The sequence below is a fragment of the Streptomyces sp. R302 genome (genome assembly GCF_012927245.1).
Lineage (GTDB): Bacteria > Actinomycetota > Actinomycetes > Streptomycetales > Streptomycetaceae > Streptomyces.
The window spans coordinates 319,490-342,073 of the sequence record NZ_JABBGE010000001.1 but is presented as its reverse complement, the minus strand read 5'-3'; the positions used below and the strand labels follow the sequence as shown (position 1 = coordinate 342,073).

The following is a 22,584-nucleotide window of genomic DNA, read 5'->3' as shown; positions in this document are numbered from 1 at the left end:
ATGGCGAACTTCGCCAAGCCGTCCGTGCCGCAGTTCTCGGTGGACGTCTACCAGAACGAGTACCTGCCGGTCGGCGGGCGGGACGTCGACGCCGTCGTCACCGTGACGGCGACCGGCGGCGGCACCAGCGGCACGCGGGGCGTCACGACCGGCGGACCCGCCGGCGTGGTGATCATGGTCGACTGCTCGGGCTCGATGGACTACCCGCCGACGAAGATGGAGGGCGCCCGGGCCGCGACCGCCGCCGCGATCGACACCCTCCGCGACGGCACGTCCTTCGCCGTCGTCGCCGGCAACCACGTCGCCGTCCCCGTCTACCCCGACCACGGCCGCCTCGCCGTGGCGGGCGCGCGGACCCGGGCGGAGGCCAAGGAGGCCCTGACCCGGCTGAAGGCCGACGGCGGCACCGCCATCGGCACCTGGCTGCGGCTCGCCGACTCGCTCCTCGGCGGCGAGGACCTCGCCATCCGGCACGCGGTGCTGCTCACCGACGGGCGCAACGAACACGAGACGCCCGAGGCGCTGCGGGCCGCGCTCGACGCCTGCGCCGGCCGCTTCACCTGCGACGCGCGGGGCGTCGGCACGGACTGGGAGGTCAAGGAGGTCACCGGGATCGCCTCGGCGCTGCTCGGCTCCGCCGACATCGTCGCCGATCCGGCCGGGCTCGCCGCCGACTTCACGGCCATGATGGAGAACGCCATGGGCAAGGGCGTCGCCGACGTGGCGCTGCGGCTGTGGACGCCGGTCGGCGCGGAGCTCGTCTTCGTCAAGCAGGTCGCCCCGACGGTCGCCGACCTCACCGCGCGCCGTACGGACACCGGACCGCGCTCCGGCGACTACCCCACCGGCTCCTGGGGCGACGAGTCCCGCGACTACCACGTGCGCGTACGGGTCCCGGCGAACGCGGTCGGCCAGGAGATGCTCGCGGCCCGCGCCTCCCTGATCGTCCCCGACCCGCTGGGCGGCGACGCCCGCCCGGTGTCCCAAGGACTGATACGGGCGGTGTGGACACACGACGTGGCGATGACCACGGCGATCGATCCCCAGGTCGCGCACTACACCGGCCAGGCGGAGCTCGCCGACGCCATCCAGGCCGGCCTGGACGCCCGCAAATCGGGCGATCAGGACGGAGCGACCGCGAAACTGGGCCGCGCGGTGCAGCTCGCGGCGGCCTCCGGGAACGCGGACACCGCGAAACTCCTTTCGAAGGTGGTGGACGTGGTCGATGCGGCGGCGGGTACTGTGCGGTTGAAGGCGAAGGTCGCGGAGGCGGACGAGATGACACTCGAAACGCGCTCCACCAAGACCGTTCGCGTCAAGAGATAGGCGACGAGAGGGGGAAGCACCGACATGCCGACCTGCCCGAACGGACACCAGTCGGTCTCCGACGACTGGTGCGAGGTCTGCGGCCACCGCATGGCCGGGGCGGGCGCACATCCGGCCGCCCCCGCACCCCCACCACCCCCTCCCGCCCCGCCTGGCCCTCCCGCCCCTCCGCCGGCGTACGGCTACCCCCAGCCGGGAAGCCCTGACGCGCCCGGTACGCCCGGCGCCCCCGGCTTCCCCAGCGCTCCGGGCCGCCCCGGTGCACCCGGCTTCTCCGACGGCCCCGGCGGCGCCGGTCGACCCAGCGGATCCGGTGGCCCCGGCGGGCCCAGCTTCCCCGACGGCCCCAGCGGGGCCGGTCGGCCCGGCGGCCCTGACGGTCCGGGCACACCCGGCGGTCCCGGCTTCCCCAACGCTCCGGGCGGTCCCGGTGCACCCGGCTTCTCCGACGGCCCCGGCGGCGCCGGTCGACCCGGCGGATCCGGTGGCCCCGGCGGTCCCGGCTTCCCTGACGGCCCCGGCGGCGCCGGTCGGCCCGGCGGGTCGGGCTTCCCCGGCGGGCCCGGCGGCAACGGCTTCCCCGACGGTCCGGGCGGGGCCGGTCGGCCCGGCGGATCCGGTGGTCCCGGCGGTCCCGGCTTCCCTGACGGGCCCGGCGGGGCCGGTCGGCCCAGCGGCCCTGGCTTCGCCGGCGGCCCGGGTGGTCCCGGCGGCAACGGCTTCTCCGACGGTCCGGGTGCGCCCGGCGGCCCCGGCGCACCTGGGGGACCCGGTGCGCCCGGCTTCCCCGATGGCCCGAGCGGAGCCGGTCGGCCCGGCGGTCCGGGGGGACCGGGTACGCCCGGCGGACCTGGTGCGCCCGGCTTCCCGGGTGGATCCGGCTTCTCCGACGGCCCCGGCAGGCCGGGGGGACCGGGCGGTCCCAACGCGGCCGGCTTCTCCGACGGCCCGGGCGGGACCGGTCGGCCCGGCGGTCCGGGCGGTCCCGCTGGTCCGGCGGGTTCCGGCTTCCCCAGTGTTCCCGGCGCCCCTGCCGGCCCCGGTACACCCGGCGGCCCCGGCTTCCCCGGTGCCCAGGCCGACGGTCCCGGTTACCCCAACGGTCCCGGCGGCTCGGGTGCGCCCGGCGGACCTGGTGCGCAGGGCGGTCCCGGTGTGCCCGGCGGCTCCAGTGGCTCCGGCTTCCCCGGCGCCCCCGGCGCCCCTGCCTTCTCCGGCGCTCCGGGTGGTCCCGGTACCCCGGGCGGACCCGGCGCGCCCACCGGCCCGGGCGGCCCCGGTGCTCCCGCAGGCCCCGGTGCTCCCGGCGGCCCCGACTTCTCCGGCGGCTCCGGTGCCCCGGGTGCTCCCGAGCGTCCCGGCTTCCCCGGTGGTCCTGGTGCTCCCGGCGGCCCCGGCGGTGCTCCTGGGTTCCCCGGGGCGTCCGGTGGTTCCGGCGGCCCTGCCGGTCCGGGGGGCGGGCCCTCGTTCTCCGGTGCACCCGGTGGTCCGGGTGGGTCCGACCGGCCCGGTGGGTTCGGTGGGGATCCGAATGCGACCGCGCAGGCGGAGTTGTGTCCGCAGTGTCGGACGCCGCGGGAGCACATGGCGCCGTTCTGCGAGGAGTGCCGGTGGAACTTCCTGACCGGTACCGCGACCTCGTACACGCCGATCGCGCCCCCGCCGCAGGCCCAGCGTCCCTCGGCGCCGCCGCCGGGGTTCCCGGCCGCGCCCCCGGGGCCCGGGCCGGCCGCGCCGCAGGATCCGTTCGGGTACCACGACTCGCGGCCCTCGCAGGTGAACCGGCCGGCCGAGCCGCTCGGTGCCGAGCCGACGCACCACCAGGCTCCGCCGCGCGCCGCCGCCGACGACGACTGGGTGCTGTCGCCGCCGTCGCAGGCGCAGCCCCCGCAGCCGCAGGCCCCGCAGGGGTGGACGGCGTACGTCGGGCCGGACCGTGACTACTTCATGGCGATGATGCGGCGCAGCGGCCCGGAGGCGTCGGGGCTCAACCTGCCCGCGTACGCGCCGCCGAAGCAGCTGCCGCTGCGGGGCAACCAGGTGTCCATCGGGCGTCGCCGGCACTCCACGGGCGAGGCGCCGGACATCGACCTGGCCGTGCCGCCGGAGGATCCGGGCGTCTCGCACCAGCACGCGGTGCTGGTGCAGCAGCCGGACGGCTCGTGGGCGGTGGTGGACCAGAACTCCACCAACGGCACCACGGTCAACGGCGGCGAGGAGCCGATCCAGCCGTACGTCCCGGTCCAGCTCCAGGACGGCGACCGGGTGCACGTCGGCGCCTGGACGACGATCACCGTCCGGCGCGGCTGAGCCCAGGAGGACCGGAGGTCCTAGACCTCCGGTCCTCCGCCGGTCCGTCTGAGACGATGGAACGGTGAACGAGCAGAGCTTCTACGAGCAGGTCGGCGGCGAGGAGACGTTTCGCCGCCTCGTCCGGCGCTTCTACGAGGGCGTCGCCGGGGACCCGCTGCTCCGCCCGATGTACCCCGAGGAGGACCTCGGCCCCGCCGAGGAGCGCTTCGCCCTCTTCCTGATGCAGTACTGGGGCGGTCCCGGCACCTACAGCGAGCGCCGCGGCCACCCGCGGCTGCGGATGCGGCACGCGCCCTTCGCGGTCGACCGGGCCGCGCACGACGCCTGGCTGCGGCACATGCGCGACGCGATCGACAGCCTGGAGCTGACGCCGGAGCACGACGCGCAGTTGTGGCGGTACATGACGTACGCGGCGGCCTCGATGGTGAACACCGACGGCTGAGCCCGCCCCGCCCCGTACCGGCCCCCGCCCCTCCGGTACAGACCACTCCATGCCACCGGATGAACACCTTCCGGGGATCGGTGACCGATTAACGGTCACGATCGCATCAAGGTCGGTGCACAAGCGGTTTCCATCGACCCGTGGCCGATGAAAGCATTCCCGGAACGTTTCGAAGCTCAAGGCTTCGGGGGTTCGAGGGCGGCCAGGGGGATGGGTGACGGGGTTCGTACTTCTGCGCGTCAGGGCTCACCGGCTGCTGCTCGGCGCGGCCCTGCTCGCCGTCGTCCTGACGACGACCGTGCTCGCCACCCTCGCCGGCTTCTCCTCCTCCATCGGGAACGCCGCGCTCCAGGCCGGCCTGCGTGACCGCTCGGCCGCCGCCGCGACCCTCCGCGTCTCCGGGCAGGTCCCGGCCGAGCGGCGTACCGCCGCCGACGCGGCCGTGGCCGACAGCGCCCGGCGCGCCTTCGACGGACTGCCCGTCACCGTGCGGCGCCTGGAGTTCTCGGGGTCGTACGCGCTGCCCCGCTCCCTCCAGGCGCCCGCGGCCCGGGCCGGCGACCCGGACCTGACCCTCTTCGCGACGCTCGACCGCGCGCGGCTCACCCTCGTCCGCGGCGCCTGGCCGTCGGCCGCCCGCCCCGGCGGCGTGATCGAGACGGCGCTGCCGGAGGAGGCGGCGAAGCGGCTGCGGACCGACCCCGGCACCGTCCTCGAACTCACCGACCGGCTCACCGGGAAGAAGGTGCGGGCCAGGATCGTCGGCGTCTACCGGGCGACCGATCCGGGCGACCCGTACTGGCTGCTCGACCAGGCCGGCGGCCGCGGCGTGCGGACCGTCTCCTTCACCACCTACGGGCCGCTGCTCGCCGACCCGGCCGTCCTCGCCTCCGGCGCCGTCGCCCCCGGCGAGACCTCCTGGCTCGCCGAGGCCGACTTCTCCCGCCTCGACACCGGCGACATCGCGCCGCTGCGCGAGGCGGCGACCCGGGAGCCGGCCCGGCTGCTCGCCGACACCACGGCCTTCGGGACGACGATCAGCGCCGCCACCGGCCTGCCGACCGTCCTGGCGGAGACCGAACGCGCCCTCGCCGTCTCCCGCTCCACCCTCCTCATCGTCGCCGTGCAGCTGGTGCTGCTCGCCGCCTACGCGCTGCTGCTCGTCGCCCGGCTGCTGAGCACCGAACGCGCCGGCGAGACCGCGCTGCTGCGGGCCCGAGGCGGCTCCCGGCGCCGCATCGCCGGACTCGCCGCCGCCGAGGCCCTCCTCCTGGCCCTGCCCGCCGCGCTCCTCGCGCCGCTGCTCACCGGCCCGCTGACCCGGCTCTTCGCCGAGCGGTCCGCGCTGTCCTCGCTCGGGGTACGGCTCGACTCCTCGCCCGGCGCGACGGTCTGGCTGGTCTCCGCCGGCGTGGCGCTCGCCTGCGCGGCGGCGGTCGTCGCCCCCGCGCTCGCCACCCGCGACGGCGACGCCGTCTCCCTCCGCAAGGCGCGCGCCGGAACGCTCCCCTGGCCGGTGCGGGCGGGCGCGGACCTCGGGCTGCTGCTCATCGCCGGCATCGCGCTCTGGCAGCTCCGGCGCACCCCGGAGGCCGCCGCCGACGGCTCCGGCATCGACCCGGTACTCGTCGCCGCGCCCGCGCTCGCCCTGCTCGCCGGCACCGTCCTGACGCTGCGTCTGCTGCCACCGGCCGCGAAGCTGGCCGAGCGGCGCGCGGCCGGCGGCCGGGGCCTGTCGGCCGCGCTGGCCGGCTGGCAGTTCAGCCGCCGCCCGCTGCGCGGCGCGGGCCCGGTGCTGCTGCTCGTCCTCGCGGTGGCGATGGGCATGCTGGCGATCGGTCAGAGCCGCTCGTGGGAACGGTCGCAGCACGACCAGGCCGACTTCCGGGCCGGCACGGCGGTACGCGTCCTCGGCGTCGGCCCGGGCGACCCGGACCGGACGGCGCGGCTCGCCCGCGTCCCCGGGGTCCGCGAGGTCGCCCCCGTCTACCGGACGGGCGTGGACGTCGCCGGCCGCAGGACGACCGTGCTCGCCGCCGCCACCGACCGGCTCTCCGGCGGCCTCCTGATGCGCGAGGACCTGGCGGGCGGCACACCGGCCGAGCTGCTCGCCCCGCTCGCACCCCGAGGGGGCGCGAGCCAGGGGTTCGCCCTGCCGGAGGACAGCCGCTCGCTCGCCGTCGATCTGCGCAGCGAGGCACCGCGCGGCACCGACGCCGCCCGGATCATCCTCACCCTGGAGGACGCGTACGGGGTGCCGTACCGGCAGCCGGTGGGCGCCCTGCCCGCCGACGGCCGGACCCACCGGCTGACCCTCGACCTCGCCCGGCTCACCTCCGGTGGTGCCCGTTTCACCCTCACCGGTATCGAGCTCACCGCCGACTTCACCGAAGGCACCCGGCGCGCCCAGACCCTCCACGTCGAACGGCTCGCCACGACGGGAGCCGACGGGACGCCGCGCGCCGTCGAGCCGGCTCGCGCACTCGCCCCCTGGAGCGCCGTCGCCGAGCAGACCGTCCGCGGCCAGCCCTCCGATCCGAAGCGGCTGACCCGCACTGCCGGAAGCCCGGCGGGCGACGGCACGGTGGCCCCGTACTCCGTCCCGTACACGCTGACCGGCTCCTTCGGCGACCCCTACGGGCCGCTGTCGGAGGACTACACGGTGCGGCTGACCGCGCCCGTGGGCGCGCGGCCCGAGCGCCTGCCGGCGATCGCGTCGGAGGCGTTCATGACGGCGTCCGAGGCGAAGCCGGGCGACACCGTCCGGCTCTCGCTCGACGGCCGGGCGGTCGACGTGGTCGTCATCCGCGTCGTGGCGCACCTGCCGACGACCGGGGTCGCGGACCGGACCACCGAGGCGGACGGCGGAGGCGTGCTCGTCGACCTGAAGGCGGTCAACCGGTTCCTGGCCACCTCCGACCCGACGGCGCCGGTGCCGCCCACCGAATGGTGGCTGACCCCCGAGCCCGGCCGGGCGGACGCCGTCGCGCGGGCGCTGCGCGTCGACCGCGACGCCACCGAGGTCGTCTCCCGCGACGCGATCGCCGACGAACTGCTCGGCGACCCGCTCGGCGCTGGTCCCCACACCGCCCTGATGGCGGTCGCGGCCGCCGCCGCGGCGCTCGCCGCCCTCGGCTTCGCCGTCGGCTCGGCCGGATCCGTACGGGAGCGGGCCGCCGAGTTCGCGATCCTGCGGGCCCTCGGCACGCCGCGCCGCCGGCTCGCCCGGCTCCTCGCCGCCGAGCAGGGCGCCCTGATCGGGATGGGCCTCCTGACGGGTGTCGCACTCGGCACCCTGCTGGCCCGGATCGTCGTCCCGCTCGTGGTCCTCACCGGCCGGGCCACCCGGCCGGTGCCGCCCGTCCTGGTCGAACTCCCCCTCGGCGAGGTGGCGCTGCTCCTCGCCGGAGTCGCCGCCCTGCCGCTCGCGGTCGTCGCGGCCGTCGCCCTGCGCCGCAACGACCCGGCGGTGTCCCTGCGCCACCATGGAGACAACTGATGTCCGACGTCCCGCGCGAGGAGTCCCACCCGGCCCACCCGGCACGGCCCGCGGGCGGGTCCCGGAAGGCAGGCGCCCGGGCCGGCGCGCCGTGGGTGCGCACCCGGCTGCGGGCCGCGCCGGGCGCCGCGGCCGGGCTCGCGCTGCTGGTGTTCGTCACCGCGCTGCTCGCCTCCGCGCTGCCGCGGGTGGTGGACGCGTACGAGACCGAGGCGCTGCGGCACGCCATCCGCACCGCCCCGGCCCGGCTCTCCCAGGTGGAGGTCACCACCCCGTTGGAGCTCGGCACCACGGTCTCGCCGGAGTCCCTGCGGGAGGATCAGGAGAAGCTGCGGGCTCTGCTGCCGGCACCGCTGCGCACCGACCCCGAACAGACGGTACGCGGCGTCCGGACCATGGCCCGGGTCCCGGGGCTCGACCCGTGGCTGCCCAAGCCGAGCAACGCACCGGTGGAGTTCACCCTCGCCACGCCCTCGGACCTCGGCGCGCACGCGGCCCTGAAGCAGGGCCGGATGCCCTCCGGCAGCGCGGCGCGACCGGAGGCCGCGGTGACGGTGGCGACCGCCGAGGCCCTCGGGATCAAGCTCGGATCCGTGCTGCACGTCCCCGGCGTCACCGCCGAGCCGGTCGCCTTCACCATCACCGGCATCGTGCGGCCGCGCGACGCCGAGCGGCCCTACTGGTCCGTGGAACCTCTGCTGGGGACCCCCGCGCTGACCACCAAGCCGAACCCGAGGGAGACCACCTACTACTGGCAGGCAGCCCTCCTCGTCTCCCCGCGGGCGGCAGGCGCCCTCGCCTCCACCAGGAGCACTCTGGAGGCCTACTGGCGTTTTCCGACGGATGCCGGCCGCCTCACCGCGCGGGACGCCGGACCGCTCGCCGACTCCGTCGACTCGCTGACCGACGGCCCCCTCTCGGTGAAGGCGCTGGAGATCACCGGCCCCACCGGCCGGGTCGCCACCGACCTCGACGGCATCATCGCAGCCCACCGCGCCTACGAAGCCGCGATCTCCCCCGTCGTCGCCGTCGCCGTCTTCGGCATCGGCGCGGTCGCCGTCGTGGTCGTGGCCATGACCGGCGGGCTCTTCCTCTCCCGCCGGGACGGCGAGCTGACCCTGCTGCGCGCCCGGGGCGCCTCCCTGCCCGGCATCGGCCTCCGGCTGCTCGGCGAGACCGCCGTGATCGCCGTCCCCGCGGCCGTGTCCGGTCTGGCGGCCGCGGTCGTCCTGGTCCGGGGCCCGGACACGCCCGGCGCCCCGGTCCTTGCCGGCTCCCCGCCGCTCCTCCCCTCCGTCCTCGGTGCGGCCCTGGTGGCACTGGTCGCCGCCCTCGTCCTGCCCGTCCGGGCCGTACTGCGGCACCGGGTGCCCCGGCTGCACGGGGCCCGCGAGGACCTGGCGGACGCCCGGCCGTCCCGGCGCCGCACCGTCGTCGAGCTGACTCTGCTCGTCCTGGCGGCCGGTGCGATCGGCTCGCTGCGGCTGCGTGGCACCTCCGACTCCGGCGACCACCTGGTGAGCGCCGCCCCGGTACTCGTCGGCGTGACCGTCGCCCTCGTCCTCGGACGGCTCCAGCCGCTGCCGCTGCGCTGGCTGGCCCGCCCGGCCCGCCGGATGCGGGGCGCCGTCGTCCCGCTGGCCATCGCCCGGGCCGGGCGCTCCTCGGCCGAGGGCGTGCTGCCTCTCCTCGCACTCGTCCTCGCGCTGACCACGGCGGCCTTCGGCGGCTCGGTCCTCGCCGGGGTCGCCGACGCCCGCGACCGGGCCGCGCTGTTCGCCACCGGCGCCGACGCCAGGATCGAGGCCGGAACCACACGCGTGACGCTGCCGACCGGGCTCACCGAGGCGGTGCGCGGCACGCGGGGCGTCCGCGAGGCGCAGCCCGTACAGATCGAATACGGGGTGGAGCTGCCCTCCAGCGTCTCCACCGACCCGCCGATGAAGGCTCCGCTCGTCGCCGTCGACCCGGCGGCCTACGCGGGGCTCGCCCGGCGGACCGACAACGGCACCTTCCCCGCGGCGCTGCTCGCCTCGACCGGTAGGGGCGGCCCGGAGGCGGCTGACGAGACCGAGCGGGTACTGCCCGCGCTCGCCTCCCCCGAGGTCGCCGCCCACCTCGGCGACGAGCCGCTGACGCTGATCGCCGACGCCGGGATCTTCCGCGTCCGGGTGGTCGCGGTACGGAGCTCCACCCCGGCGGTGAGCGGCGGGAACTTCCTCGTGGTCAACGCCGCCGACATCACCGGCCGGCGGCCGAACACCCTCCTCGTGAGCGGCACGCCCGAGGGCCCGGCGCTGCGGAAGGCCGTCGCCTCGACGTCCCGGGACTTCGAGGTCACGCTGCGCGCGGAGGCGCGCGGCACGTTCGTGGACTCGCCGCTCCAGTCCGGCGCCGAGCGGCTGTACGCGGCGGCCATCGGGGCGGGCGCGGCCTACGCCGTGGTCGCCGTGCTGCTGTCGCTGACCCGGAGCGGGCCCGAGCGGGCGACGCTCCTCGCCCGGCTGCGGACCATGGGCCTCACCCGCGCGCAGGGGCGGCGGCTGCTCGGCCTGGAGGCGCTGCCGCCCGCCGTCTTCGCCGCGCTCGGCGGGGCGCTCGCCGGATGGGCGACGGTGCCGCTGCTCGCGCCGGGCGTCGACCTGCACAGGCTGGCACTGGCCATGGCGGACGGCGGCGCGGGCCTCGGCGATACGCCGCTGCGGGCCGACCCGTGGTCGCTGGTCCTGCCGGCCGTGGCCGTGGTCCTGCTGACCGGGGCGGCGGCGGGCGTACAGGCGTGGTGGACGGGGCGCAGGAGCTCGGTGAAGGAACTCAGGGCAGGAGACGCACGATGACGACGACCGCGAACACGACCCTGGAGGAGCTGGAGCGGCGGGCCACCGCGCACCGCGACCGGCCCTCGTACGGCCACGACGCGCTGATCGCCTGCGACCGCCTGGTGCGGATCTTCACCACCGACGGGGTGGAGGTGCAGGCGCTCCAGGGGCTCGATCTCCTCGTCAAGGAGGGCGAGTTGATGGCCCTCGTCGGGGCGTCCGGCTCCGGCAAGTCGACCCTGATGAACGTCCTCGCGGGCCTGGACGTGCCCACCGCCGGCGCCGCCCGGGTCGCGGGCTGCGACCTGCTCGCGATGACCGGCAAGGATCGGCTGCGCTACCGCCGCGAGGTCGTCGGCTTCGTCTGGCAGCAGACCGCCCGCAACCTCCTCCCCTATCTGACGGCCGTCCAGAACGTGGCGCTGCCCATGCAGTTGGCGGGCAGCAGGCGGAAGCGGGCCGAGCGGGCCGAGGAGCTGCTCGCGATGATGGACATCGCGCACTGCCGGGACCGGCGGCCCCACCAGCTCTCCGGCGGCCAGCAGCAGCGGGTCGCGATCGCCGTCGCCCTCGCCAACGACCCGAAGGTCCTGCTCGCCGACGAGCCGACCGGCGAGCTGGACTCGGCCACCGGCGAGCAGGTCTTCGCCTCCTTCCGCCGGGCCAACGAGGAACTGGGCACCACGATCGTCATCGTCACCCACGACCAGGCGGTCGCCACCGAGGTGCGCCGCACGGTCGCCATCCGCGACGGCCGCACCTCCTCCGAGGTGCTGCGCCGCACCGAGGTCGACGCGGAGGGCCAGGAGTCGCTGGTGGCGCGGGAGTACGCGATGCTCGACCGGGCGGGCCGGCTCCAGCTCCCGGCGGACTACACGGCGGCGCTCGGCATGGAGCACCGGGTCGCGCTCGAACTGGAGCAGGACCACATCGGGGTGTGGCCGGACGACGCGGAGCGCTGAGGAACCGGCACCGGTCCCGGCCCGTCCCAGTCGGGGGGTGGTCGGGATGGGACGCGTTCTCGCGTACGCCGGGGCGGTGGCCGTGCCGCTCGGCGCCGGCGCGCTGCTGCACCTGTGGGGAAGCTGGTCGATGCGGTCGCCGCTGGGCACGCCGACCGCGCTCGCGGTCCTCGTCGGCCTGGTCCTCGCCGGGCTGGCGGTGGCGGCGCACAACGCCCTCTTCCGCGAGGGCGGCAGCGTCCTGGCGCTGGTCCTGCTGCTCGCGGGCCTGGGCGCGGTGTGGATCGAGGCCCGGGACTCGCGGGTGCGCGGGGCGACGGTGGAGTGCGTGGTGGTGGGGAAGGTCCGGGTCACCGACCACCCCACCTTCGGCGAGGGCGGCCCCGAGCCGAAGCGCCTGTACCACCACACGCTGGACTGCCCGGGCGGCTACCCGGATCGGTTCGCCTGGGAGGAGAAACTCGGCGAGGCGGGCAAGCGGCTCACGATCGCCTACGACCCGGCCCACCGGATGGACCCGATCCCGGCCGACGAGAACGTCGCCCGGGGGTCCCTGGTGATCCCGTCGGTGCTGCTGGTCCTCACGTCGGCCCTGTCGGTGACGGCGATCGCCCTGGAGGGCACGGGCGAACGGGTCTGGTGACGGCGGCGGGGGGGCGGGGATACGGGGGGTGCGGGGTACACCGGGGTGGGGGGTACGCCGGGTGCGGGGGTACGCCGGGGTGCGGCGCGGGGTCCATGGGGCTCACGGCGCGGACGGTGCGCGGCCTACCCGCGGGTGCCGGTGCGGGTGCCGTGCGGTCTACGGCGCCGGGGTGACCGTCAGCGACGGCGGGGCCGTGCGCAGGGCGACGGAGCCGTACGGGGTGCGCAGCCGCAGCCAGGGGCCGGCGGACATCAGGGCGACCGGTACGTCCCCCGGCGGCAGGAAGCCCAGGGACTGGGCGGCGTGCACGGCCCGCAGCGGCAGGCCGGTGGGGCCGAGGACGCGGGACCAGATCTCCCGGCCGACGCGGTCGCGCTCGGCGCGGGTGCGCCGCTCCTCGGGCAGCTCCGCGTCCCGGCGGCGGAACTCGGCGACGGCCGCCGCGACCGCCCCGCGCAGCTCGGCCGCGCCCGGCAGGCCCTCGACGGGCCGCCAGCCGGTGCGCGGCGGGAGGACTCCGGCCCACGGCGGGCCGGTGACGGCGGCGGGGACGACGGCCTTGCCGGACGACTCCTCGACGCCGTCGAGGAGCTCGCCGGCGGAGACGGTGACGTCGAGGTCGACCGCGTCCTCCAGGCGGGCCGTGCGGATCGCGAGGACCTCGAAGGACGGCGGGCGTCCGAAGACGGCGAGCGCGCCGCCGGCGGCCTGGAGGCGGACAGCGGCGGCGCGGTCGTAGTGCACCAGCCGGCCCAGGAAGGCGGCGAGGGCCGCCGCCTCCCTGGAGTCGGCGAAGTGCAACGGGGCGAGCACGGTCATGCGGCGGACGTCATCCCGTCGTCGACGTACTCCTGGAGGAAGCTGCGCTCCTCCTCGGAGATCCGGCGCGGTCGCTGTGCCTCCAGGTCGAAGGGCACGACGACCGTCGAGGCCCGTACGTAGGTGACCTCGGGGTCCTTGATCTCGTACGCGATCGTCAGCGACGCCGCGCCGATCTTCGTGACCCACGACTCGATGGTCACCGGCTCGTGCCGGTGGACCAGCGGGCGGAGGTAGTCGATCTCGTGGCGGGCCACGACGGACCCGCCGGAGAAGGACGGGCTGCCGTCCCCGGGTGCCAGCCGGAACATGAAGTCGATCCGGGCCTCCTCCAGGTAGCGGAGGAAGACCACGTTGTTGACGTGCCCGAAGGCGTCCATGTCCGACCAGCGGAGGGGGCAGCTGTAGATGTGTCTCGCCACGACGACCTCAGCCCCGGGTGAGCTTCTTGTGCGTGGCGCGGTGCGGACGGGTGGCGTCCGGGCCGAGCCGCTCGACCTTGTTCTTCTCGTACGACTCGAAGTTGCCCTCGAACCAGAACCACTTGGAGTCGCCCTCGTACGCCAGGATGTGCGTGGCCACTCGGTCGAGGAACCAGCGGTCGTGGGAGACGACCACGGCGCAGCCGGGGAAGTCGAGGAGCGCGTTCTCCAGCGAGGAGAGGGTCTCGACGTCGAGGTCGTTGGTGGGCTCGTCGAGGAGCAGCAGGTTGCCGCCCTGCTTGAGGGTGAGCGCGAGGTTGAGGCGGTTGCGCTCACCGCCGGAGAGCACGCCGGCCGGCTTCTGCTGGTCCGGGCCCTTGAAGCCGAACGCGGAGACGTAGGCGCGGGACGGCATCTCGACCTGGCCGACGTTGATGTAGTCGAGCTCGTCGGAGACGACGGCCCACAGCGTCTTCTTCGGGTCGATGTTGGCGCGGCCCTGGTCGACGTAGGAGATCTTGACCGTCTCGCCGATCTTGATCTCGCCGGCGTCGGGGGTCTCCAGGCCCTGGATCATCTTGAACAGCGTGGTCTTGCCGGCGCCGTTCGGGCCGATGATGCCGACGATGCCGTTACGGGGCAGGGTGAAGGAGAGGTCGTCGATGAGGACCTTCTCGCCGAACGCCTTCGAGAGGTTGTTGACCTCGACGACGACGGAGCCCAGGCGCGGGCCCGGCGGGATCTGGATCTCCTCGAAGTCCAGCTTCCGCATCTTGTCGGCCTCGGCGGCCATCTCCTCGTAGCGCGCGAGACGCGCCTTGGACTTGGCCTGACGCCCCTTGGCGTTCGACCGCACCCACTCGAGCTCTTCCTTGAGGCGCTTGGCGCGCTTCTCGTCCTTCTTGCCCTCGACCTTGAGGCGCTCGGCCTTCTTCTGGAGGTAGGTCGAGTAGTTGCCCTCGTACGGGATGGCACGGCCGCGGTCGAGCTCCAGGATCCACTCGGCCACGTTGTCGAGGAAGTACCGGTCGTGGGTGATGGCCACGACGGTGCCCTTGTACTTGGCGAGGTGCTGCTCCAGCCAGTTCACCGACTCGGCGTCGAGGTGGTTGGTGGGCTCGTCGAGGAGCAGCAGGTCGGGGGCCTCCAGGAGGAGCTTGCAGAGCGCCACGCGGCGCTTCTCGCCACCGGAGAGGTTGTTGACCGGCCAGTCGCCGGGCGGGCAGCCCAGGGCGTCCATGGCCTGCTCCAGCTGGGTGTCGAGGTCCCACGCCTCGGCGTGGTCCAGGTCCTCCTGGAGCTTGCCCATCTCGTCCATGAGCTCGTCCGTGTAGTTCGTGGCCATCTCCTCGGCGATGGCGTTGAACCGGTCGAGCTTGCCCTTGATCTCCGCGACGCCGTCCTCGACGTTCTCCAGGACGGTCTTGGACTCGTCGAGCTTCGGCTCCTGCATGAGGATGCCGACCGAGTAGCCCGGGGAGAGGAAGGCGTCGCCGTTGGACGGCTGCTCCAGCCCGGCCATGATCTTCAGAACGGTGGACTTACCGGCACCGTTCGGGCCGACCACACCGATCTTCGCACCGGGCAGGAAGCTCAGCGTCACGTCATCGAGGATGACCTTGTCGCCGTGCGCCTTGCGCGTCTTGCGCATCGTGTAGATGTACTCAGCCAAGAGAAACCGTCCGGCAAGAGAGTGAGTGGGCAGATACACCCATCTTGCCGCACCGGCACCCCCAGGCGGAAACCCGTACGCGCCCGGCGCCCGTCGAGGCCCCCCGCGGACGGGCGACGGCCCCGGGCGCGGGTGCGTCCGGGGCCGTCGGGGTCACGGGGTGCGGTCACCCCGTGACGTCATGCGCTGCCGTGGCTACTGACCGGCGGCGGCCTTCTTCTTGCGGAGGAAGAACACCGCGCCGCCGCCGACCAGGACGAGCGCGACGGCGATGCCGGCGATCATCGGGGTGGCGTTGGAGCTGCCGGTCTCGGCCAGGTCACCGCCGGTGGTGCCGGTGGTGCCGGTGGAGGCGTCCGTGGAGGTGCTGGGCGCCGGGGTGGACGGGCTCGCCGAGGGGGTCTCGGAGGTGCCGGTCGACGGGGTCGCCGACGGGGTGCCGGTGGACGGCTCCGGGCTCGGGGCGGTCTTGCAGTCGAGGACGCCCTGGAAGGACTTCGAGAAGCCGTTCGGACCCGTGATGGTGAAGTCGTACGCGGTGTCCTCGGCGACCGGGACCGTGACGGTCTTGGACTCGCCGGCCTTGATCGTGTAGGAGATGCCCTTCACGTCGAAGGTCCAGTCCTCGTCGCCCTCGTTGGAGGCGGTGATGTCGAGGCCGCCCTTGGCGCAGTTCTCGGTGACGGTGACGGCCGGGACCGCACCCTTCTTCGCCCAGGCGGCGGTGACCTCGGCGTTGACCGTGGACTTGCTGCTGCCGGCCAGGATCAGGGTCTGCTCGTGGCCCTCGACGCTGCCGAAGACACGGCCGATCGCGACCTCGGTCTCGGTCTGCAGACCGATCTTGGTCGTGCCGTCGGGGGTGCCGGCCGGGACGTCCAGGAAGAGCTCGGTGTTGTTGCCCGCGGAGGTGACGGCCTTGCCGTCCTTGTCCACGACCTTGACGTTCGCCGGGGCGTCGGCGGGCAGGGAGACCTTGACGGCGCCGTCGGCGGCCGTGGTGGTGACCTTGACCGGGCCGAGCTTGTCGCCGGCCTTGCCCGCGATGGACGCCGGGGCGGCGGCCAGGGAGACCTTCGGCTCCTCCTGGTCGGGCGCCTTGGCGGCCTCGGCGACCAGGTAGCCGGCGAGCGCCTTGGCCTCCGGGTCGACCGGGGTGGCCGTGACGTTGTCCGAGTACTTCCAGATCGCGGCCTGGGTCGCGGTGGCGGCCTCGTCGCCCGTGAGGGCGTCGACGCCCGCCTTGTCGGCCAGCGCGCCGAGGTCGTTCACCTCGGGGTAGGAGTTCTGCAGGATCCAGCGGATCTTGCCGGCGTTCGGGTTGTCGTGGAGGGTCGACTTGTCCCAGTCGGTCTCCTTGTACTTCGTCCCCGGGTCGGTCGGCGTCAGCAGGTCGATGCAGTACGCCTGCAGCGAGCCGCCGCCGTCCACGGTGAGCTCGAAGAGACCGCCCCGGATCGGGTCGCCCTCCTCGTCACCGATCCAGATCTTGCCGGACTCCTTGAGTCCGCCCAGCGTCGCGTCGGCGCCGCCGTCGGCCATCGCCGGTCCCGCGAGGGCTATCGCACTGGAGGCGACCAGGCCCGAGACCAGGGTCGCCGCGGCCAGGCGGGCAGCACCGCGCCCACGTACTGAAAACATTGCATTCCCCTCCGGGCGAGTCGCTCCGCGAACTTGGTCGATTCGCGTGGGGGGAGCGCCCGCCAGCAGACTCAGTGACTCCATGGGCTCACGTGCCGCATGAGTACTCGGGAATCCTAGGGAGGCGGAAGCGCCCGGTCCCCGGTCATACAGCGAGATAACCATTCCGTCTCGGAATCGTTATGTCCTCTGCGAGTTGGTCGACAAATCCCCACAACTCAAGGTCAGGGAGCGGTTACCAGCTGGTGCGCGGCCGCCGTCCAGGGGTCCTTCCCGTCCGCCGGAGCGAGCCTCGGCGCGGCCCCCGGCGCCTCCTCGTTCTCCGTCAGGTCGCCCTCCCCCGGGGCCCGGGGCTCCGCCCGCGAGGTCCTCCTGAACGCAGAGGTCCCCCGTGTCAGGTCGTGCCCGACGGCGAGCGCGTCCACGTCGACGAAGGTCTTGCGCTGCCCGTCCCGCTCGTCCTCACGGACCCTCAGCCGCCCGTGCACCACGAGCGGTTCCCCCACCGAGACGGAGGCCATCAGATTGGCCCCGAGCGCCCGCCACGCCGAGACCGTGTAGAAGCTGGTGGCGCCGTCCGTCCAGACCGCCCGCCCACGGTCCCACCGCCGGGCGGTCACCGCGAACCGGAAGCGGGTCACGGGCCCGGCCGGCGTGTCCCGGAAGTCCAGCGCCGTCGCCACGTTCCCCACCAGCGTCACCGTCGTGTCGTTCATGTCCGTCCCTCTCCCCGCGACGCCCTGTCGGCCGCCGTGAGGACCATGCTGGCGGGGCGGCGAAAAGCCCGCCGGCACCTGTGGACGACCGACGGGCTGTGGACAACTCACCCACCCGGAAGGGGGATCGACACCGAGACGACGACCGGACTCCGGACGACCGGACTTCCGGGCTTCCGGGCTTCCGGGCTTCCGGGCTTCCGGGCTTCCGGGCTTCCGGGCTCCCGGACCACCGGACCACCGGGCTTCCGGGCTCCCGGGCTCCCGGGCTCCCGGACTTCCGGACCACCGGGCTTCCGGGCTCCCGGACTTCCGGACCACCGGCCTCCCGGACCACCGGACCACCGGGCCACGGGGCTTCCGGGCTCCCGGACTTCCGGACTACCGGACTACCGGACTACCGGATGCGGGCCCCCGTCCGGGTCGCTCCCAGCCGCAGGGCGCCGCCCCCGCCGCCGCCCCGGCCGCCGCCCCGGCCGCCCGCGCGGCCGCCCGCTCCGACGATCCTCGGCGAGGGCCGGGGGCCGGCCGCCTTCGCGTACTGCTCGCGCACCTCGCGGTAGCGCAGCAGTTCGGCGGAGACGGGGTCGAGGACCCGGGCCCGGCCGCAGGCGGCGGCCGCCTCCGCGAGCTTGCGTTCGGCCTCCTGCCCGTACCGCCGGGCCGGTCCCTTCACCGCGCTCTCGCAGGCCCATTCGATCAGCGGGCCGCCGACGATCCCGCCCAGCATCACCAGGACCGGCGGCAGCAGTCCGGGTTCCACGACGCCCACGATCTGGCCGACGAGCCACAGCGCGCCGAAGAGCTGAAGGAGCGTCATCAGGGCCTGCGCGAGGACGGCGGCCGGCCACCAGGCGGGGCGCGGCGGCCGGGCGGCCGGGTCGCCGAGGGTGACGGTCAGCTCGTCGAGCGCCTCGGGCAGCCCCTCCGCTCCCCGCGCGGCGGCCTCCCGCACGGCGTGGGCCCAGGGCGCCGGCAGCCCCCGCGAGGCCTCGTCGGCGACGATCCGCACCGCCTGCTCGACGCGCTGCCGGGCGGCCAGTTCGTCCTCGACGGGCGCGGCGAGCCGGGGGTCGGTGGAACCGTGCCAGCGCTTGCGCTCGTACCAGCGGTGGAGCCGCAGCCACGGCGAGCCGCAGGCGCGGATGGCGCCGCGCCGCCAGACCCGCTCGGCGGCCTCGCCGGCCGCCTGCGCGCCGACGGCGACGGCGAGCCGGCCGGCGAACTCCTCGCGGCTGCGCTCCCCGAGGCCCGCCCGCGCGTCGGCGGCGACGTACGCGGGCCGCAGCCTGGCCGCGGCGGCGTCGATGTCGGCGGCGATGCGCCGCTCGGAGGCGGTGCGTTCCTGGACGAACCGGGCGAGGAGTTCGCGGAGTTCGGACACGCCCTCGCCGGTGAGGGCGGAGACGGGCAGCACGGTGGCGCCGGGTTCGCCGTGCTCGCCGAGGGCCATGCCGTCCTCGTCGAGGAGGCGGCGCAGGTCGTCGAGGACGAGTTCGGTGGCCTCGGCGCCGAGCCGGTCGATCTGGTTGAGCACGACGAAGGTGACCTCGGCGTGCCCGGCGAGCGGCCGCAGGTACCGCTCGTGGAGGGCGGCGTCGGCGTACTTCTCCGGGTCGACGACCCAGATGACGGCGTCGACGAGGCCGAGCGCCCGGTCGACCTGGTCGCGGTGGGCGGTGACGGCCGAGTCGTGGTCGGGCAGGTCGATGAGGACGAGCGGCTGGAGTTCGGCGTCGGCGGCGCCGCCCGCGAGGGGGCGGCGGCGCAGCCGACCGGGCACGCCGAGCCGGTCGAGGAGTCCGGCGGCCCCCTCCGACCAGGTGAGCGCGAGCGGCGCGGAGGTGGTCGGCCGGCGCAGCCCGGTCTCGGAGACGGAGACGCCGGCGAGGGCGTTGAAGAGGGTGGACTTGCCGCTGCCGGTGGCGCCGGCGAGGGCGACGACGGTGTGCCGGGAGGAGAGCCGCTGGCGGGCGGCGGCCTCGTCCAGGACCCGCCCGGCCTCGGCGAGCGCGTCGCCGTCGACGCGGGTGCGGGAGAGCCCGACGAGTTCGTGGAGGGCGTCGAGCCGCGTCCGCAGCCCGCCGCCGTACGTCCCCCCGAACCCCCGCGCGTCCTCGGCGTCGGCCTCCGCCTCGGCGTCGGGGACCTCGCCGCCGGGGGCGAGGCGCGCGGCGGCCCGCCGGGCGATCAGCCCGTCGTCCCACCGCTCGCGCTCTTCGGCCTCCGTCGCCTTCTCCGTCGCCTTCTCCGTCATTTTCTCCGTCGTTTTCTCCGTCGCCTTCTCGGCCACGTCACTTCTCCTTCTGCAGTACGGAGAGCGCGGCGATCAGCTCCGCCTGCGGCTCGGGGGTGACGTCGAGGGCGTCGAGCGGGGCGAGGCACCGGTCGCGCTCGGCGTGCAGGACGCGGTCGACGTGGGTGAGGACGAGGTCGCCGCCCTTGTCGCGCAGGCGCAGGGCGGCCTGGGCGCCGAGGAGTTCGGCGAGCCGTTCGCCGGCGGGCCGGGCGCGGCGGCCGCCGAGGAGGGAGGCGGCGAGCAGGGCGGCGACGGTCTCGGCGTCGGGGACGGCGGTGCGGGCGGCGCCGCGCCCGGCGGGCTTCTCCACGCCCCGCACCTCCTCCTCGGCCAGTTCCTCCAGGACCCGCCGCCAGCGCCGTACCTCCAGGCCGATCCGTTCGGCGACGGCCCGATCGCCGCCGCCGGAGACGGCCCCGAGGGCGCCCGCGGCGGGCTCCCGCCGGTGGGCGTCCCTGATCGACTCCTCGGCGGCGGAGACGGCGCAGTGGAGGAGGGCGGCGAGGGACTCGGTGAGGGCGTCGAGGAGTTCGTCCGCGGTGCTGTCGCGCGGGTAGGCGCGCCACCGGGCCCGCGCGTCCCCGGCGAGCACGGCCCCCTTCCCCAGCTCCTTCCTGACCTTCGCCCCCTGCTGCCGGTGGGCGCTCTCGACCGCGTCCCGGAGCCGTACGGCGGCGGCGTACTGCGCGGCGACGGCTCCGGCCAGTTCGGGGAGCCGTTGGTCGAGCGAGTCGATGACGCCGGTGGCGGTACGCGAGACGGCCTGCTGGCGCGCGGCCGGGTCCTCGGCCCGGTGCGCGAGCCAGCCGCGGAGCGCGGCGACGGCGCTCTCGGGCAGCAGCCCGCTGCCGCCGCCGGTCGACTCGGGCAGCTCGGGGATGGTGAAGCGGGGTACGTCCCCGAGCCCGGCCTTGTCGAGCAGCGCCTCGTACTGCCGGGAGACCTCGCCGATGACCTGGTGGGGCACCCGGTCGAGGACGGTGACGAGCATCGCGTCGTACTCCTTGGCGGTACGCAGCAGATGCCAGGGCACGGCGTCGGCGTACCGGGACGCGGTGGTGACCATCACCCAGATGTCGGCGGCGCACATCAACTCGGCGGCGAGCAGCCGGTTCTCGACGACGAGGGAGTCGATGTCGGGAGCGTCCAGCAGAGCGAGCCCCCGCGGCAGCCCGGCGGCGGTCTCGACCCTCAACGCGTTGTCCTCCGCGTCGGGACCCTCCCCCGGATGATCCTCATCGGCCTGCGGCAGCCACACGCGCGTGAGCTGCGGCAGCACCCGGAGCCCCGCGAACCAGTGCTGGTCCTCGGGGTGGCAGACGAGCACCGGCGTCCGCGTCGTCGGTCGCAGCACCCCCGCCTCGCTGACCCGCCGCCCGACGAGCGAGTTCACGAGCGTCGACTTCCCGGCCCCCGTCGACCCGCCCACGACGGCGAGCAGCGGCGCGTCGGGATCCTTGAGCCGCGGCACCAGGTAGTCGTCGAGCTGCGCGAGCAGCTCGGCCCGCGTCTGCCGGGCGCGCGGCACGTCGGGCAGGGGAAGGGGAAGACGCACGGCCGCGACTCGGTCGCGCAGGGCGGAGAGTGCGTCGATCAGCTGAGGCCGTTCGTCCAAGGTCACCACATGCGAAGAATGCCCAATTTATGAGCGTTTTTGAAGCGTATGGCTACCCTGCGCGCCGAAGAAGAGGGGCCTGGCCGGAACCCCGGGCATAACGAGTGCACAACACCCGCCGCACACGGCGCGAAAAGCGCTGCGTAAATCGCACCTGCCTGCGATTATCGGTTCGCTTCACCGAACCTCCACATAGTGCCACGCAGGCGAAGCACCCGGGCCGAGCCGCCAGGACCCCTATCCTTGTCCCGGCAGCCCCACCCCACCCACCCGGGCCACCAGGCCCAGGGCCACCACCGGCCCCCGTAGCTCAGCGGATAGAGCAGGTGCCTTCTAAGCACTTGGCCGCAGGTTCGAGTCCTGCCGGGGGCGCAAGATCGAAGACCCTCCTTCGGGAGGGTCTTTTTGCTGATCGGGGGCAGTTTTCGGCCGGGGGCGAGGGGGTCGGGGAAGACTCCCCCAGTGGCTGGATGTGCCCGACTGAATCCGGTCAGAGGCGGCCCCTGGCAGCAGCCTTACCCGCTCGCAATCCACGCCTGCCGCAGACAAGCGCCGGCGATGCTGTCGCGGTGCCCCGGGCAGTACCTCCGCCCCGACGGCCGGGCGGGCTCGATCGGCTTCAGCTCCAACTCCAGCTGCGCCACCTGCTCCGACGCCAACCGCATCAAGATCACACCTCCGGTGCGGCCCGCCCGTGCAGCCTCCACAACCGTGACATACCCCCGTGGGCGCCGCGCTCTACGGCTGGCACTACCAGCTCGGCCAGGAGCGCCTCTTGGCGCCGACCGACGCGGCCTGGGGCCCGCACCCGGGCACCCTACCCACGGCTGCGGTGCCGCCTGGATACCGCGCCCTGACCGACCCTCGGCCCCGGGCTGGCGCCCACGGTGGCCGCGCTGCTCGCCGAACAACACATCGTCGGCTGGGTGGCAGGGACGACTCGCCTTCGGGCCGCGAGCCCTCGGCCGTCGCTCGATCCTCGCCCACCCCGGCCACGCCGCCACGCGCGACCGGCTCGACGCGATAGAGAAGCGAGCCACGTACCGCCCCTTCGCCCCGGCAGTCCTCGCCGAGCACGCCACGGAGTGGTTCATGTCGGCGGGCGCCCCCTTCATGAACCGCGTCGCCCGTGTCCGCCGGTGCCGAGCCGACCGCGTCGCCGCGGTCACCCACCACGACGGCACCGCCCGAGTCCAGTCCGTCGCCGCCGACCACCAGGGTCTCCACGAACTCCTGGAACTGTTCCATGAGCGCACCGGACTTCCGCTGCTGTTGAACACCTCCTTCAACCGCAAGACACCCCGATCCTGCGGACCGCCGAGCAGGCCGTGGCAGCGACAGCGGACCTGGGCCTCGATGCCCTGGCGGTCGGGGACACCCTGCTGCTCGCCGA

14 protein-coding genes, 1 tRNA gene and 1 pseudogene are annotated in these 22,584 nt (G+C 74.9%); 9 read left to right on the top strand and 7 right to left on the bottom strand.

Features of this window, described 5'->3' with window-relative positions; genetic code table 11:
* The 7 genes from HHL19_RS01520 to HHL19_RS01490 all read left to right on the top strand — a co-directional run bounded on the left by HHL19_RS01520 (position 1) and on the right by HHL19_RS01490 (position 12,004).
* Positions 1-1,326, top strand: coding sequence for a VWA domain-containing protein (locus HHL19_RS01520; RefSeq protein WP_169084727.1), 1,326 nt, complete (start codon positions 1-3; stop codon positions 1,324-1,326).
* Positions 1,327-2,910: 1,584 nt separating this feature from the next.
* Positions 2,911-3,636: an FHA domain-containing protein gene (locus HHL19_RS38395; RefSeq protein WP_346768223.1), complete on the top strand. Its 726-nt coding sequence runs from the start codon at positions 2,911-2,913 to the stop codon at positions 3,634-3,636.
* A 64-nt stretch (positions 3,637-3,700) separates the two neighbouring features.
* Positions 3,701-4,081: a globin gene (locus HHL19_RS01510; protein WP_169084725.1), complete on the top strand. Its 381-nt coding sequence runs from the start codon at positions 3,701-3,703 to the stop codon at positions 4,079-4,081.
* A 214-nt stretch (positions 4,082-4,295) separates the two neighbouring features.
* Entirely contained in the window at positions 4,296-7,580 is a 3,285-nt protein-coding gene (locus tag HHL19_RS01505; RefSeq protein WP_169084723.1) for an FtsX-like permease family protein, read from the top strand.
* Positions 7,580-10,417, top strand: coding sequence for an FtsX-like permease family protein (locus HHL19_RS01500; RefSeq protein ID WP_240981376.1), 2,838 nt, complete (start codon positions 7,580-7,582; stop codon positions 10,415-10,417). The genes HHL19_RS01505 and HHL19_RS01500 overlap by 1 nt, the downstream gene beginning before the upstream one ends.
* Positions 10,414-11,361, top strand: coding sequence for an ABC transporter ATP-binding protein (locus HHL19_RS01495; protein ID WP_169084721.1), 948 nt, complete (start codon positions 10,414-10,416; stop codon positions 11,359-11,361). Before HHL19_RS01500 ends, HHL19_RS01495 begins: the two co-directional genes overlap by 4 nt.
* Before the next feature lie 46 nt (positions 11,362-11,407).
* Complete coding sequence (locus HHL19_RS01490) at positions 11,408-12,004, top strand: hypothetical protein (protein WP_169084719.1); 597 nt, start codon at positions 11,408-11,410, stop codon at positions 12,002-12,004.
* A 159-nt stretch (positions 12,005-12,163) separates the two neighbouring features.
* On the opposite strand, the gene HHL19_RS01485 is transcribed toward HHL19_RS01490, so the two are convergent.
* The 7 genes from HHL19_RS01485 to HHL19_RS01455 all read right to left on the bottom strand — a co-directional run bounded on the left by HHL19_RS01485 (position 12,164) and on the right by HHL19_RS01455 (position 21,191).
* Complete coding sequence (locus tag HHL19_RS01485; RefSeq protein WP_169084717.1) at positions 12,164-12,826, bottom strand: hypothetical protein; 663 nt, start codon at positions 12,824-12,826, stop codon at positions 12,164-12,166.
* Positions 12,823-13,248, bottom strand: coding sequence for a thioesterase family protein (locus HHL19_RS01480; protein ID WP_169084715.1), 426 nt, complete (start codon positions 13,246-13,248; stop codon positions 12,823-12,825). The genes HHL19_RS01485 and HHL19_RS01480 overlap by 4 nt, the downstream gene beginning before the upstream one ends.
* A 7-nt stretch (positions 13,249-13,255) precedes the next feature.
* Positions 13,256-14,920: an energy-dependent translational throttle protein EttA gene (gene ettA / locus HHL19_RS01475; RefSeq protein ID WP_150228240.1), complete on the bottom strand. Its 1,665-nt coding sequence runs from the start codon at positions 14,918-14,920 to the stop codon at positions 13,256-13,258.
* A 195-nt stretch (positions 14,921-15,115) separates the two neighbouring features.
* On the bottom strand, positions 15,116-16,561 hold the full coding sequence (locus HHL19_RS01470) for a Cys-Gln thioester bond-forming surface protein (protein WP_169084713.1): 1,446 nt from the start codon (positions 16,559-16,561) through the stop codon (positions 15,116-15,118).
* Between the two features lie 224 nt (positions 16,562-16,785).
* On the bottom strand, positions 16,786-17,277 hold the full coding sequence (locus tag HHL19_RS01465; protein WP_169084711.1) for a single-stranded DNA-binding protein: 492 nt from the start codon (positions 17,275-17,277) through the stop codon (positions 16,786-16,788).
* Positions 17,278-17,674: 397 nt separating this feature from the next.
* Complete coding sequence (locus HHL19_RS01460) at positions 17,675-19,534, bottom strand: YfjP family GTPase (RefSeq protein WP_169086194.1); 1,860 nt, start codon at positions 19,532-19,534, stop codon at positions 17,675-17,677.
* A gap of 37 nt (positions 19,535-19,571) precedes the next feature.
* On the bottom strand, positions 19,572-21,191 hold the full coding sequence (locus HHL19_RS01455) for a dynamin family protein (RefSeq protein ID WP_169084709.1): 1,620 nt from the start codon (positions 21,189-21,191) through the stop codon (positions 19,572-19,574).
* Positions 21,192-21,490: 299 nt separating this feature from the next.
* Between HHL19_RS01455 and HHL19_RS01450 the strand changes: the two genes are divergently transcribed.
* Together HHL19_RS01450 and HHL19_RS38390 are read left to right on the top strand one after the other, a co-directional pair.
* Positions 21,491-21,563 (top strand) — tRNA-Arg (locus tag HHL19_RS01450).
* Between the two features lie 186 nt (positions 21,564-21,749).
* Positions 21,750-22,427: pseudogene (locus HHL19_RS38390) on the top strand (carbamoyltransferase C-terminal domain-containing protein); the annotation flags it as partial.
* Positions 22,428-22,584 lie beyond the last annotated feature (157 nt).

Bases quoted from the DNA above. Each gene is read 5' to 3' on its own strand.
- HHL19_RS01520 (WP_169084727.1), top strand. From the start codon at position 1: ATGGCGAACTTCGCCAAGCCGTCCGTGCCGCAGTTCTCGGTGGACGTC.
- HHL19_RS38395 (WP_346768223.1), top strand. From the start codon at position 2,911: ATGGCGCCGTTCTGCGAGGAGTGCCGGTGGAACTTCCTGACCGGTACC.
- HHL19_RS01500 (WP_240981376.1), top strand. From the start codon at position 7,580: ATGTCCGACGTCCCGCGCGAGGAGTCCCACCCGGCCCACCCGGCACGG.
- HHL19_RS01495 (WP_169084721.1), top strand. From the start codon at position 10,414: ATGACGACGACCGCGAACACGACCCTGGAGGAGCTGGAGCGGCGGGCC.
- HHL19_RS01490 (WP_169084719.1), top strand. From the start codon at position 11,408: ATGGGACGCGTTCTCGCGTACGCCGGGGCGGTGGCCGTGCCGCTCGGC.
- HHL19_RS01485 (WP_169084717.1), bottom strand. From the start codon at position 12,826: ATGACCGTGCTCGCCCCGTTGCACTTCGCCGACTCCAGGGAGGCGGCG.
- HHL19_RS01470 (WP_169084713.1), bottom strand. From the start codon at position 16,561: ATGTTTTCAGTACGTGGGCGCGGTGCTGCCCGCCTGGCCGCGGCGACC.
- HHL19_RS01465 (WP_169084711.1), bottom strand. From the start codon at position 17,277: ATGAACGACACGACGGTGACGCTGGTGGGGAACGTGGCGACGGCGCTG.
- HHL19_RS01460 (WP_169086194.1), bottom strand. From the start codon at position 19,534: ATGACGGAGAAGGCGACGGAGAAGGCGACGGAGGCCGAAGAGCGCGAG.